Here is a 13905-nt window from a genome sequence, read left to right as displayed (position 1 = left end):
ACAGGTGAACATCTCGGGCGTGGTTCCGGTGCGACGTGGTATCCGTTGAGAAAAGAACAAATGGGGCGGGGTGCCAGAGGTGTGACGCAAGCCACGCTTCCGGAGCCCCGTGATCCGCTCGGCCGGCGAAGGCGGGCGAGTTTACCCATCTCAGCCGATACGTATGCGCCGGGCGGCCACTTTTTCTTCCCCTAAGGGGTTGAACTTTTGTTGATCGAGGGTCAGTTGACCACCCCGGCGTCCTACCCTTCAGAGGGTGAAGCAACTGATGTCCCCAGAGTCCGAGGCCGATCTCCCCGCTGATGCCACGGCGGACACCCTTCCCGGCACGTTGCCGGAGGAGCTGTACGCCGAGCTCGTCGCCTTCCGGCGCGACCTGCACATGCACCCCGAGCTCGGCAACCAGGAGTTCCGTACCACCGCCGCGATCAAGGAGCGGCTGGAGAAGGCCGGGCTGGCACCGCGGGTGCTCCCGACCGGGACCGGTCTCGTCTGCGACATCGGCGGCGACCCCGGAGGCGGGGGGCCGGCCGTGCTCGCCCTGCGCGCCGACATCGACGCTTTGCCCATCCCCGACACCAAGAGCGAGGTCCCGTACCGCTCCACCGTGCCCGACCGCGCCCACGCCTGCGGACACGACGTGCACACCACCGTCGCCCTCGGCGCCGGACTGGTCCTCGCGGACCTGCACCGGCAGGGGCTGCTGCCGCGGCCCGTGCGGCTGATCTTCCAACCCGCCGAGGAGGTGCTGCCCGGCGGCGCCGCCGAGGTCATCAAGAGCGGCGCGCTGGAGGGAGTGGGCCGGATCGTCGCCGTGCACTGCGACCCCCGGGTCGACGCCGGCCGGATCGGACTGCGTCAGGGACCCATCACCTCCGCCTGCGACCGGCTGGAGGTCTCGCTGGACGGTCCCGGCGGGCACACCGCGCGCCCGCACCTGACGACGGACCTCGTCACCGCCGTCGCCCGGGTCGTCACCGACGTGCCCGCGCTCGTCGGCCGGCGGGTCGACACCCGCGCCGGGCTCGCCGTGACCTGGGGGCGGATCGAGTCCGGGCACGCCCCGAACGTGGTCCCGCAGCACGCCGAACTCGCCGGGACGGTCCGCTGCCTGGACATCAACGCCTGGCGGCAGGCACCCGACATCGTGGTCGCCGCGATCGACGAGGTCGCCAACCTGCACAAGGCCAAGTCCGAGATCAACTACGTGCGGGGGGTGCCGCCGGTCGTCAACGAACCGGTGGTGACCGAACTGCTGCGCGACGCCATGATCGCCCGGCGCGGCGCCGCCGACGTGGAGGACACCGAGCAGAGCCTCGGCGGCGAGGACTTCTCCTGGTACCTGGAGCACGTGCCCGGCGCGATGGCCCGGCTCGGGGTACGCACCCCGGGTGAGCGGACCGTGCGCGACCTGCACCAGGGGGACTTCGACGCCGACGAGTCCGCCATCAGGGTGGGCGTGGAGCTGTTCACCGCCGCCGCCCTGCTGCACCCGACGCGCTGATCCCGGCCGGAGGGAGGGGGCGCCCGTCCGGCGCCCCCTCCCTCCGGCGTGCCACCCGTCCGCGACCGCCGGGCACGCGAAGGTCGTCCGCTGTCGGCACGGTTCGGTAACGGCCGGGATGAACCCCGTTTCCCTCCGCCTCTACGCGCGTTACTGTGCGCCGGAATCGCCACCAGAGGCGGCACATGGGTAAAACGGGCCGGCGACGGTGCCGTGGGCAAGAAGGGGTGCTTGCTGTGCGTCTGAACTCATCGAGGTCGAGATTCTCCCAAGCCGCGGTGACCGTAGCGGTCATCGCGCTCGCGGCCGCCGGGTGCGGCAAGTCCAGCAGCGATTCGGCCGGCGGCTCCGACAAGGCCGACAGCAGCTCGACCGGTGGCTCCGGCGCGTACTCGGGCAAGGGCATCGGTCTGGCGTACGACATCGGCGGCAAGGGCGACCAGTCCTTCAACGACGCCGCCTTCTCCGGTTTCCAGAAGGCCGAGAGCGAGTTCAAGATCGGCGGCCGGGACGTCGAGCCGAACGACAACGAGTCCGACGCCGACAAGGTGCAGCGCCTCGAACAGCTCGCCAAGGCCGGCTACAACCCGATCATCGGGGTCGGCTTCGTGTACGGCCCGGCGGTCAAGGAGGTCGCGCCCAAGTTCCCGAAGACGACCTTCGGCATCATCGACGACAACACCGCCAAGGCCGACAACGTCGCCGACATGGTCTTCCACGAGGAGCAGGCCTCGTACCTGGCGGGTGTCGCGGCGGCCAAGACCACCAAGAAGAACCACGTCGGCTTCATCGGTGGTGTGGACATCCCGCTGATCCACAAGTTCGAGGCGGGGTTCGTCCAGGGTGCCAAGTCGGTCAACCCGAAGATCAAGATCGAGAAGCAGTATCTGACGCAGACCCCGCAGGAGGGCGGTTTCTCCAGCCCCGACAAGGGTGAGAGCGCCACCAACGGTCAGATCGACGCCGGCGTCGACGTCGTCTACCACGCGGCCGGCCTGTCCGGTCAGGGTGTCATCAAGGCCGCCGCCGCGCACAAGGTGTGGGCGATCGGCGTCGACTCCGACCAGTACGAGCAGAGCTCCCTGGCCAAGTACAAGGACTGGATCCTCGGCTCGGCCCTGAAGAACGTCGGCGGCGCGGTCTACGAGCTGGCCAAGTCCGTCGTCGACGGTAAGCCGCTGTCCGGTGAGGTGCGCGGCGACCTGAAGTCGGGCGGTGTGGGCTTCGCCGACTCCAACCCGAAGTACCAGGCCATGAAGGACGTCGTCGCCGCCGTCGACAAGGCCAAGCAGGACATCATCGACGGCAAGGTCACCGTCAACACCCAGTGACCGCGTCGTCGGACCCGCAGCGCTGACGGGAAGGCCCCGGACGGAAGGGAACCGGCCGGGGCGCTTCCGTGCCGAGGAACCTGCCTGCGTAACGCAGGCAGGTTCCTCGGCACGGATTAAATGGGCTCGTCCGTCTGGATCTTCAGCGAGAGTACGCCGGTGCCGGAGTACCCGCCGTCGGTGGCGCACACCGCCTTGGATGTCTCGCCCTTGCGGGTGTTGGCCCAGTTGCCATTGACGTTGAACTTCGTTCCGTGCGGGCTGACGCACACGGCCAAGACCCTGTGCCTAGTGAAGGCGGTGTCGCCGCCGGTGCACTTGCCGTAGCCGGTGGTGCCGTCCTTGGATATCGACGTGGAGCAGGTCGACAGGGCCATGGCTGGCGTCGCCAGACCGAAGACGGTGGTCGTCAGAGCGACCCCGACGCCGGCTGTCACGGCTGCAAGCTTCTTGAGTTTCATGATCCTCCCCTATTGGAATGGGATCCCGCAGGTTGGTGTGACCGGCGGAGATACGCATTTCGATCATGAGCCTGTCATGCGGCCGAGTGTGAAAGATCGATCTTGGGGGGGGGGGGGATCTTGGTCGCCCTGGGCATTGGTAGGTGGCCCGCCGTAGGGAGGTCCAGGTTTCTCCGTGTGTGCTATCCCGTCGTGGACGGCGGGCGCGCGTTCAGAGGGGTTCGAAACGGTCGCATAACACTCTGGCAAGGTGGGGTTCTCTGGCTTGTCTACGCGCGTTACGCTGCGGCGGAACCAGCGCCTGGATTGGGCGCTTGCACGAAGGAGTCTCGTTCCATGCGCCGGGTGTCCCGTATCACGGTTGCAGGTGTCGCAGCCGCAGCCCTCGCTGTCACCGTATCCGCCTGTGGCGGCAGCTCGACCAGTTCGTCCAACTCGTCCTCGGGCGATGGCAAGAGCAAGGGTATAGGCCTTGCCTACGACATCGGTGGCAAGGGCGACCAGTCCTTCAACGACGCAGCGTATGCCGGTCTGCAGAAGGCTGAAAAGGACCTCGGCATCGGCGGCCGCGACGTCGAGCCGCAGGACGGCGAGGCGGACGCTGACAAGGTGCAGCGCCTGGAGACCCTCGCCAAGGCGGGCTACAACCCGGTGATCGGTGTCGGCTTCGTGTACGGCCCGGCGATCAAGGAGGTCGCCGCCAAGTTCCCGAAGACCACCTTCGGCATCATCGACGACAACACCGTCAAGGCCGACAACGTGGCCGACATGGTCTTCCATGAGGAGCAGGCCTCGTACCTCGCCGGTGTCGCGGCGGCCAAGACCACCAAGAAGAACCACGTCGGCTTCATCGGTGGTGTGGACATCCCGCTGATCCACAAGTTCGAGGCGGGCTTCGTCCAGGGTGTGCAGTCGGTCAACCCGAAGATCAAGATCGAGAAGCAGTATCTGACGCAGACCCCGCAGGAGGGCGGTTTCTCCAGCCCCGACAAGGGTGAGAGCGCCACCAACGGTCAGATCGACGCGGGTGCCGACGTCGTCTACCACGCGGCCGGCCTGTCCGGTCAGGGTGTCATCAAGGCCGCCGCCGCGCACAAGGTGTGGGCGATCGGCGTCGACTCCGACCAGTACGAGCAGAGCTCCCTGTCGAAGTACAAGGACTACATCCTGACCTCGGCCTTGAAGAACGTCTCGGGCGCGGTCTACGAGCTCGCCAAGTCGGTCAAGGACGGCAAGCCGCTGACCGGTGAGATCCGCGGCTCCCTTGACAACGGTGGTGTGAGCCTTTCCGACTCCAACCCCGTCTTCAAGAACAACGCCGACCTCCAGGCCGCGATCAAGAAGGCCGAGGAAGGCATCAAGAGCGGCTCGATCACGGTCAAGGACTCCTGACCGAACGGTCGCGGGCCTGTCATAGGGATGGCCTGAACGACGCTGCGGCGGCAGTGTCACGGCGGCGGAACGGGGTGTGGAAGCGCACAGCGACTCCCACCCCGTTCACGCGGCAGAATGCTCGGAACGGATCGAGGACAAATCAAGGTCGATCAGGTCCGGGCACTATTTAAAGCAGGGGCGCTACGCGCGTAGAGCGGCCCCTTTCCCCAAGGAGAGTCGCCATCGACGCGTCCAGCAGCCCTCCGCTCACCGCCCAGCCGACCATCGCGGTAGAGCTCGCGGGCATCACCAAACGGTTTCCCGGAGTCGTGGCCAACCACGACATCCGCCTGACGGTCCGTAAGGGAACCGTACACGCCCTCGTCGGCGAGAACGGCGCCGGCAAGTCCACCCTGATGAAGATCCTCTACGGTATGCAGAAGCCGGACGAGGGCACCATCGCGGTCGACGGCGAGCAGGTGAGCTTCGGCAGCCCCGCCGACGCCATCGCCCGCGGCATCGGCATGGTCCACCAGCACTTCATGCTGGCCGACAACCTGACCGTGCTCGAGAACGTCGCCCTCGGCAGCGAGAAGCTGTACGGCATCGGCGGCGCCGCCCGCAGGAAGATCAAGGAGATCTCCGACCGCTACGGCCTCGGTATCCGCCCGGACGCCCTGGTCGAGAACCTCGGTGTCGCCGACCGCCAGCGCGTGGAGATCCTCAAGGTCCTCTACCGGGGCGCCCGCACCCTCATCCTCGACGAGCCGACCGCCGTGCTCGTCCCGCAGGAGGTCGACGCGCTCTTCGACAACCTGCGCGACCTGAAGGCCGAGGGCCTGTCCGTCATCTTCATCTCCCACAAGCTGGGCGAGGTCCTGTCGGTCGCGGACGACATCACCGTCATCCGCCGCGGCACCACCGTGGGCACGGCCGTCCCCGCCGAGACCACCTCGCGCCAGCTCGCCGAGATGATGGTCGGCAGCGAACTGCCCACCCCGGAGACCGCCGAGTCCACGGTCACCGACCGCGCCGTCCTCACCGTCGACGAGCTGCGGCTGGAGGCCGAGGGCGGCCGGGCCGTCCTCGACGACATCAGCTTCACCATCCACGCCGGCGAGGTCCTCGGCCTCGCGGGCGTCGAGGGCAACGGCCAGAGTGAGCTGATCGAAGCCCTCATCGGCCTCAAGCAGGCCGACACGGGCACGATCACCCTCCTCGGCGAGGACGTCACCTCCTGGCCCACCCGCAGGCGCCGGGAGTCCGGCGTCGGCTACATCCCCGAGGACCGCCACCGGCACGGGCTCCTGCTGGAGGCCCCGCTGTGGGAGAACCGCATCCTCGGCCACGTCACCGAGCGCCCCAACGCCAAGGGCTTCTGGCTCGACCCCAAGGGCGCCCAGGAGGACACCCGCCGGATCGTCGAGGAGTACGACGTCCGCACCCCCGGCATCGACGTCACCGCCGCCTCCCTGTCCGGCGGCAACCAGCAGAAGCTGATCGTCGGCCGTGAGATGAGCCACAGCCCCAAGTTCCTCATCGCCGCCCACCCCACCCGCGGTGTGGACGTCGGCGCGCAGGCCGCGATCTGGGACCACATCCGGGACGCCCGCCGCGAGGGCCTGGCCGTGCTGCTGATCTCCGCCGACCTGGACGAGCTGATCGGTCTGTCCGACACCCTGCGGGTGATCTACAACGGCCGGCTGGTCGCCGACGCCGACCCGGCCACCATCACCCCCGAGGAGCTGGGCTCGGCCATGACGGGTGCCGCGACCGGCCACCTGGAACACACCGAAACCACCGCCGGTCCGGAGGACGAGGCCCGATGAAGAAGTTCGACAAGGAGCGGGTGCTCCTCGCGGTGGCCGGCCCGGTCATCGCGCTCGTCGCGGCGATCCTGCTGACCTCGGTCGTGCTGATCGCCTCGGGCAAGAGCCCGATCGAGCCGTACACGCTGATGCTCGAGCAGGCGTCGTTCTCCGACGTCCAGGTGCTGATCATCAACCAGGCGTCGATGTACTACCTGGCGGCGCTCGCGGTGGCGGTCGGCTTCCGCATGAACCTGTTCAACATCGGCGTCGACGGCCAGTACCGGCTCGCCGCGATGATGACCGCCGTCGTCGGCGCCCACCTGGCCCTGCCGTCCTTCCTCCAGATACCGACGCTGCTGCTCGTCGGCATGCTCACCGGCGCCTTCTGGGCCGGCATCGCGGGCCTGCTGAAGGTCACCCGGGGCGTGAGCGAGGTCGTCGCCACGATCATGCTCAACGCCATCGCCACCAGCCTCATCGGCTACCTCACCCTGAAGGACGTCTGGGGTGTGCAGGTCGGCAACAACATGACGACCGGCATCATGAAGGAGTCCGGCTGGGTCTCGGGCATCGACCTCGGCTCGGACGTCGGCCAGATCTACGGCCTGGTCTTCCTCGCCGTCGCCATGGGCGTCGTCTACTGGATCGTGCTCAACCGCACCCGCTTCGGCTTCGACCTGCGCGCCACCGGCGAGTCCGCGAGCGCCGCCGCGGCCTCCGGCGTGGACGCCAAGAAGATGGTGCTCACCGCCATGCTGATCTCCGGCGGGGTCGCGGGCCTGTCCGGCCTGCCGCTGCTGCTCGGCGACGCCCACACCTACAGCCTGAGCTTCCCGACCGGCCTCGGCTTCACCGGCATCACCATCGCCCTGCTCGGCCGCAACAACCCGGTCGGCATCGCCTTCGCCGCCCTCCTGATCGCCTTCCTCGACAAGGCCTCTCCCGCCCTCGACTACGCCACCCCCGTGGCGTACGAGAAGGAGATCGCCACCATCATGCAGGGCCTGATCGTCTTCGCGGTCGTCATCTCCTACGAGGCCGTACGCCAGTGGGGCCTGCGCCGCCAGCAGAAGCAGGTCGGCGCCGAGCTGGCCGCGGCCGCCGCCCAGAACAACGTCCAGAAGAAGGAGGTGGCGGCCTGATGTCCACCGCGACCATCGCCAAGCCCCAGGCCAAGCAGCCCGGCAAGGGCAGCCGCCGTGTCTCCCTCCCCGTGCTCCTGCTGATCATCGCGGGCGTGCTGGTACTGACCTCGGTCGTCCGCCTCGTCACCGGCGCGCACGGCATCACCTCGACCGGCCAGATGTCCACCGCGCTGCGCCTGGCCGTCCCGATCGGCCTCGCCGGCCTCGGCGGTCTGTGGGCCGAGCGGTCCGGCGTCGTCAACATCGGCCTCGAGGGCATGATGATCCTCGGCACCTGGTTCGGTGCCTGGGCCGGCTACCAGTGGGGTCCCTGGGCCGGTGTCGTCTTCGGCATCATCGGCGGCGCGCTCGGCGCCGTCCTGCATGCCATCGCCACGGTGACCTTCAACGTCAACCACATCGTCTCCGGTGTGGCGATCAACATCCTGGCCCTCGGCACCACCCGCTACCTGTCGAAGTTCACCTTCGAGCACGCCCCCCAGGGCTCCTCCAAGCAGTCCCCGCCGATCGACTCGCTCGGCACCTTCGACATCCCGGGACTGTCCAGTTGGCTGGCCACCCTCAACGGCAAGCACTGGTTCCTGGTCTCCGACGTCGCCGGCCTGCTCGGCGGTCTGATCACCAACCTGTCGCCGCTGACCGTCGTCGCGGTCGCCCTCGTACCGCTGTCCTGGTGGGTGCTGTGGCGCACCGCCTTCGGGCTGCGGCTGCGCTCCTGCGGCGAGAACCCGGTGGCCGCCGAGTCGCTCGGCGTCAACGTCTACAAGTACAAGTACATCGCCGTGATCATCTCCGGCGGCTTCGCCGGTCTGGGCGGCGCGTTCCTGTCCATCGTGGCCTCGAACGTCTACCTCGACGGCCAGACCGCCGGCCGCGGCTACATCGGTCTCGCCGCGATGATCTTCGGCAACTGGATGCCGGGCGGCCTCGCCCTCGGCGCCGGCCTGTTCGGCTACACCGACAGCCTGAACCTGCGCGGCGGCACGACCAACGTGCACGCGCTGATCCTGCTGCTTGCGATCCTGCTGGTGTTCGGCGCGGCATACCTGGTGTGGAAGAAGAAGCTGGTGCCCGCCGTCACCACCGCCGTGGTCTCGGCTCTGATGTTCGCCTGGTACCTCGGCACCAACGAGGTGCCCAAGCAGGTCGTGACCGCCACGCCGTACATCGTCACCCTGCTGGTGCTGTCGCTGTCGGCACAGCACCTGCGGATGCCGAAGGCGGACGGTCAGCCGTACCGGAAGGGACAGGGCAAGTGAGCTCGGACGCGACGGTCGACTGGGAAGCGCTGCGGCAGGAGGCGCGCGCGGCGATGACCCGTGCGTACGTCCCCTACTCGAACTACCCGGTCGGTGCCGCCGCCCTGGCCGACGACGGCCGGATCGTCACCGGCTGCAACGTCGAGAACGCCTCCTACGGACTCGGCCTGTGCGCCGAGTGCGGACTGGTCTCGCAGCTCGCGAACACCGGGGGCGGCCGGCTGACGCACTTCACGTGCGTGGACGGCAGGGGCGAGATCCTCGTCCCGTGCGGGCGCTGCCGCCAGCTGCTGTACGAGTTCGGCGGGCCGGCCCTGATCCTGGAGACCCCGGCGGGGATCCTGCCGCTGTCCGAGATGCTGCCGCAGGCCTTCGGGCCGGACCACCTCACCAAGTGACACCCGGGCGGCCCTCCTGAACCCCTTGGGGCCAGGCGGGCCGCCCGCCCCCTTCGCACCCCGGAAGGAACCGAACCCCATGGCCATGGACGCCATCTCCGTCATCCGCACCAAGCGGGACCGCGGCGAGCTCAGCGGCGAGCAGATCGACTGGGTGATCGACGCGTACACCCGCGGGGAGGTCGCCGACGAGCAGATGTCCGCGCTCGCGATGGCCATCCTCCTCAACGGCATGAACCGCGAGGAGATCGCCCGCTGGACCGCGGCGATGATCGCCTCCGGCGAGCGCATGGACTTCTCCTCCCTGTCCCGCCCCACCGCGGACAAGCACTCGACGGGCGGCGTCGGTGACAAGATCACGCTGCCGCTGGCCCCGCTGGTCGCGGCCTGCGGCGCGGCCGTCCCGCAGCTTTCGGGCCGCGGCCTCGGCCACACCGGCGGCACGCTGGACAAGCTGGAGTCGATCCCCGGCTGGCGGGCGTTGCTGTCCAACGAGGAGATGCTGTCCGTACTGGACGGCGTCGGCGCGGTGATCTGCGCGGCGGGCGACGGCCTGGCGCCCGCGGACAAGAAGCTGTACGCCCTGCGCGACGTGACCGGCACGGTCGAGGCGATCCCGCTGATCGCCTCCTCCATCATGTCCAAGAAGATCGCCGAGGGCACGGGCTCGCTGGTCCTCGACGTGAAGGTGGGCACCGGCGCCTTCATGAAGACGCTCGACGACGCCCGTGAGCTGGCCTCCACGATGGTCGGCCTGGGCACCGACCACGGCGTGCGGACGGTCGCGCTCCTGACCGACATGTCGACCCCGCTCGGCCTGACGGCGGGCAACGCGCTGGAGGTCCGCGAGTCGGTCGAGGTCCTGGCCGGCGGCGGCCCCGCGGACGTGGTCGAACTGACCCTGGCCCTGGCGCGCGAGATGCTGGACGCGGCCGACCTGAGGGACGCGGACCCGGCGAAGGCCCTGGCCGACGGCTCCGCGATGGACGTCTGGCGCCGCATGATCGCGGCCCAGGGCGGCGACCCCGACGCCCCCCTGCCCACCTCCAGGGAACAGCACGTGATCACGGCCCCGTCCTCCGGCGTCCTGACCCGCCTCGACGCCTACGGCGTCGGTGTCGCCGCCTGGCGCCTGGGCGCCGGCCGCGCCCGCAAGGAGGACCCGGTCCAGGCGGCCGCGGGCGTCGAGCTGCACGCCAAGCCCGGCGACCGGGTGACGGAGGGCCAGCCCCTGCTGACCCTCCACACGGACACCCCCGAGCGCTTCGAGTACGCGCTCCAGTCGGTCGAGGGTTCGTACGACGTCGCGGCGCCCGGCACGGACTTCACCGCCTCGCCGGTGGTGCTGGAACGTATCGCCTGACCTGCGCTTTCCTCTTCCGGGTGAACGGGATCGGTGGACCTCCACCGGTCCCGTTCGGCATGCTGGGATCGGTGACGCACCGATAGGAGACCGCCATGAGCGCACTCACCGTCAGCCATGACCCCGAGCAGGGCTGGGACGACCTCGTCCGGTTCTGGGAGGAGATGGAGTGGCCTGAGGGCAGCAAGGTGGAGATCATCGAGGGGATCATCACCGTGTCACCTCCGCCGTCCGAAGAGGACAACGACACCGCTGAACTGCTTCACGAACGCCTGTACGGCGCGCTTCCGCCCAACTGCGACTGGGGCGTCTACCAGACGCTCGGGCTGACATGCCCGGAGACGGGCGGCCTGTTCTTCCCTGATCTGTGCGTCGTACCCAGGGCCGCCCTGCGCCGCGGAAGGCGGGTGCATGTCGGCGAGGCGGAACTGGTTGTCGAGGTCACGTCGCGGAGCAACGCCAATCACGACCGCATCAAGAAAGCCCACGGTTACGCCGTGGGAGGCGTGCCGTTCTACCTTCTCCTGGATCCCTGTCAGTCGGGTCGTCCCACGGCGACGCTCTATGGCGAGCCGCAGAAGGGCACGTATCGGGTACTCGCATCAGTCGAGTACGGCGAGGAGCTGAAGCTCCCCGAGCCGTTCAAACTGATTCTCGACACCGGCATGTTCCCCTGCGGCTGACGGTCAGCCCAGCAGTGCCGCGACCAGCACCAGCGTCGGCACCGACAGGATCGTCGACAGCAGGATGGACTCGCGGGCCAGGGACTCGCCGACGCGGTAGCGGCTCGCGTAGGTGAACAGGTTCTGGGCGGCGGGCAGGGCCGAGGTCACCACGACGTCCAGCAGAGGTGCCCCGCTCAGGCCGAAGACGCCCGCCGCCAGGGCCCAGGCCGCCAATGGCTGGCCCGCCGACTTGAGGGCGACGGCGAGCAGCACCAGGTGGCGATCGCGGCCGCGGCCGGGGGCCGCGCTGCCGCGCAGGGAGATGCCGTAGGCCAGCAGGACGGCCGGGACCGACATGTTGCCGATCAGGGTGATCGGGTCCATGACCGGGCCGGGCACCCGCAGGCCGGTGGCCGAGACCAGGACCCCGCTCAGGGAGCCCACCGCGATGGGGTTGCGCAGCGGGGTGAGCAGGCGCCGCCACAGGGAGCCACTCCCGCCCGACCCGGAGAGGTCGAGCACCGTCAGCGCGATGGGCGTGACCATGATCTGCTGGAACAGTAGGACCGGGGCCACCAGGGACGCGTCGCCCAGGACGTACACGGCGATCGGGATGCCGAGGTTGCCGGAGTTGACGTAGCTGGAGCACAGCGCACCGATCGTGGTGCGGCCCACGCCCCAGCGCCGCACCGCGCCGAACGCCACGAAGACGCCCGCCGCCGCGGCCGTGCTCATCGCCGTCACCAGCAGCCGGCTGGAGAAGACCACCGACAGGTCGGCCCGCGCGAGCGTCGTGAACAACAGGGCGGGGGACGCCACGTGGAAGGCCAGCCTGGTCAGCACCTCGCGGCCCTGGTCGCCGAGGGAGCCGCGGCGCCCGATCACATAGCCGACGCCGATCACCACCGCGATGACCGCGAACCCGCTCAGCACCCCCCGCACACGGCCTCCCTCGCGGGCAGAAGGCCGTCGGGTATCCAGGGCGGTGGCGATCCGTGGGGCATACGGCCACCCTCCGGGGAGGGCGGGAGCGGGTCAATGTGATCTTCGGCGGGCCTGTGGCCCCCGGTCCGCGATGAGTTGTGCCCGGTCGCACGGTCTACAGATCGTGGATGCCAGGACACCTGCCGTGCTCGTGCTCGCCGGCCCCGTCACCCGGGAGGAGGTGGTGGGGCTGTGCGCGGACGTGCGGGCCCTGCTGGAGGACACCCGGACCGAAGTCGTCGTGTGCGACGTCGGGGGTCTCGGACCGCCGGGACTCGGCGTGGTCGACCTGCTCGCGCGGCTCCAGCTCACCGCCCGGCGGGCCGGCGGCCGCATACGGCTGCGCGACCCCGACCTGGCGCTAGACGGCCTCCTCCGCCTGGTCGGCCTCTCCTTCGAGCTGGAGCGGCAACCCGAACAACGGGAACCACCGCTGGGTGTCGAGGAAGCAGTGGAACCCGGTGATCCGGCCCTCTGACGTCTCCAGGACCTGCACCGCCCACGCGGTGAAGCCGCCCTTCTCCGGGTCCGGCTTGTACTGGGCGAAGCCCGGCAGCCCGTTGGCCCGCACCGGCAGCAGCCGGGAGCCCGCGCAGGCCGCGCCCAGCGTCGTCATGAAGCCCGTGATGTCCGACGGGCCCGTCAGCCACAGGTCGAACGGCGGCATCGTCATCACCGCGTCCTCGTGCAGCAACGCGGTCAGCTCCGCCATGTCGTACCCCTCGAAGGCCTTAACATAGCGCTCCAGGAGCCGTTGCTGGGCCTCGTCCAGCGGGTCCGACACCGCCGCCTCGGCGGCCTTGTCGCCCCGCTCGGCGAGCGTGGCGCGCGCCCGCTGCAAGGCGCTGTTGACCGACGCGACCGACGTGCCCAGCAGCTCGGCGACCTCGCTTGCCCGCCAGGCCAGCACCTCGCGCAGGATCAGCACGGCCCGCTGCTTGGGCGGCAGCTGCTGCAAGGCGGCCATGAAGGCGAGCCGCACCGACTCCTTGGTGACGGCCGCCTCGGCCGGATCCTCGACCGCCGGCAGCACACGGGCGTCCGGCACCGGCTCCAGCCAGGTGTGGTCCGGGCGCGGGGACAGCGCCGCGCGGGCCAGCGGCGTGGACTCGGTCAGGTCCATCGGCCGGGCCCGCTTGCTGCCCGCCGCCAGCATGTCCAGGCAGACGTTCGTCGCGATGCGGTAGAGCCACGAGCGCAGGCTGGAGCGCCCCTCGAACTTGTCGTAGCTCCGCCAGGCACGCACGAGGGTGTCCTGGACCGCGTCCTCCGCCTCGAAGCTCGAGCCGAGCATGCGGTAGCAGTAACCGGTCAGCTCGACCCGGTACTCCTCCAGCCGCTCGTCGAGCTCCGCCGTCGCCGTCGTGCCGTTTCCCATCGTCCACCCGCCCCTGTGGCCGTCCCGTCCGGTGCGCGTCGTCACGCCCAGCACCTCGGAAGCTACCGCAGCCCACTGACAACGGCCGCTGGAGCGGAAGAACCCGCAGGTCGGGAGGGTGGCGCGCGGCCACGGGCCCGCCGCCGTGGGCGCCGGCGTCCCGGACGGCCCTCCGGGCGCGGGCGAGCAGCTCCCCGACGGGGCGTCGACCCCGTCGGGGCCCTCGCGTCAC

Annotated in this window: 13 protein-coding genes; 10 read left to right on the top strand and 3 right to left on the bottom strand. The window is 69.6% G+C overall.

The genetic code is table 11. The features are described from left to right. Positions 1-268 precede the first annotated feature (268 nt). Positions 269-1504, top strand: coding sequence for an amidohydrolase (locus ABZ818_RS19465; protein WP_361415873.1), 1236 nt, complete (start codon positions 269-271; stop codon positions 1502-1504). A gap of 278 nt (positions 1505-1782) precedes the next feature. Beyond that, positions 1783-2835: a BMP family ABC transporter substrate-binding protein gene (locus ABZ818_RS19460; protein WP_361415871.1), complete on the top strand. Its 1053-nt coding sequence runs from the start codon at positions 1783-1785 to the stop codon at positions 2833-2835. A 116-nt stretch (positions 2836-2951) separates the two neighbouring features. On the opposite strand, the gene ABZ818_RS19455 is transcribed toward ABZ818_RS19460, so the two are convergent. Continuing rightward, positions 2952-3296 (bottom strand): hypothetical protein, encoded by a 345-nt coding sequence (locus ABZ818_RS19455; protein ID WP_361415869.1) that lies wholly within the window; start codon positions 3294-3296, stop codon positions 2952-2954. Positions 3297-3632: 336 nt separating this feature from the next. Here ABZ818_RS19455 and ABZ818_RS19450 point away from each other — a divergent pair, with 336 nt between their 5' ends. The 7 genes from ABZ818_RS19450 (at position 3633) to ABZ818_RS19420 (ending at position 11329) form a co-directional block, all read left to right on the top strand. Then, positions 3633-4688 (top strand): BMP family ABC transporter substrate-binding protein, encoded by a 1056-nt coding sequence (locus ABZ818_RS19450; protein WP_361415867.1) that lies wholly within the window; start codon positions 3633-3635, stop codon positions 4686-4688. Between the two features lie 224 nt (positions 4689-4912). After that, complete coding sequence (locus ABZ818_RS19445; RefSeq protein ID WP_361416018.1) at positions 4913-6499, top strand: ABC transporter ATP-binding protein; 1587 nt, start codon at positions 4913-4915, stop codon at positions 6497-6499. Then, positions 6496-7623, top strand: coding sequence for an ABC transporter permease (locus ABZ818_RS19440; RefSeq protein WP_361415865.1), 1128 nt, complete (start codon positions 6496-6498; stop codon positions 7621-7623). Before ABZ818_RS19445 ends, ABZ818_RS19440 begins: the two co-directional genes overlap by 4 nt. Continuing rightward, positions 7623-8885, top strand: a complete 1263-nt coding sequence (locus ABZ818_RS19435; protein WP_361415863.1) for an ABC transporter permease — start codon at positions 7623-7625, stop codon at positions 8883-8885. Before ABZ818_RS19440 ends, ABZ818_RS19435 begins: the two co-directional genes overlap by 1 nt. Continuing rightward, entirely contained in the window at positions 8882-9283 is a 402-nt protein-coding gene (locus ABZ818_RS19430; RefSeq protein ID WP_361415861.1) for a cytidine deaminase, read from the top strand. The genes ABZ818_RS19435 and ABZ818_RS19430 overlap by 4 nt, the downstream gene beginning before the upstream one ends. Before the next feature lie 79 nt (positions 9284-9362). Next, entirely contained in the window at positions 9363-10646 is a 1284-nt protein-coding gene (locus tag ABZ818_RS19425; RefSeq protein WP_361415859.1) for a thymidine phosphorylase, read from the top strand. Between the two features lie 95 nt (positions 10647-10741). Beyond that, entirely contained in the window at positions 10742-11329 is a 588-nt protein-coding gene (locus tag ABZ818_RS19420) for a Uma2 family endonuclease (protein ID WP_361415857.1), read from the top strand. 3 nt (positions 11330-11332) lie between these two features. On the opposite strand, the gene ABZ818_RS19415 is transcribed toward ABZ818_RS19420, so the two are convergent. Continuing rightward, positions 11333-12253 (bottom strand): AEC family transporter, encoded by a 921-nt coding sequence (locus ABZ818_RS19415; RefSeq protein ID WP_361415855.1) that lies wholly within the window; start codon positions 12251-12253, stop codon positions 11333-11335. Between the two features lie 133 nt (positions 12254-12386). On the opposite strand from ABZ818_RS19415, the gene ABZ818_RS19410 reads away from it, so the two are divergent. Then, entirely contained in the window at positions 12387-12773 is a 387-nt protein-coding gene (locus tag ABZ818_RS19410; RefSeq protein WP_361415853.1) for an STAS domain-containing protein, read from the top strand. On the opposite strand, the gene ABZ818_RS19405 is transcribed toward ABZ818_RS19410, so the two are convergent. Beyond that, positions 12657-13673: a sigma-70 family RNA polymerase sigma factor gene (locus tag ABZ818_RS19405; RefSeq protein ID WP_361416016.1), complete on the bottom strand. Its 1017-nt coding sequence runs from the start codon at positions 13671-13673 to the stop codon at positions 12657-12659. The two genes, ABZ818_RS19410 and ABZ818_RS19405, sit on opposite strands and share 117 nt — an antisense overlap. Positions 13674-13905 lie beyond the last annotated feature (232 nt).

It is taken from the genome of Streptomyces sp. NPDC047453 (assembly GCF_040643155.1).
Lineage (GTDB): Bacteria > Actinomycetota > Actinomycetes > Streptomycetales > Streptomycetaceae > Streptomyces.
The sequence above is the reverse complement of the archived record's forward strand: the minus strand, read 5'-3'. Positions and strand labels throughout refer to the sequence as shown.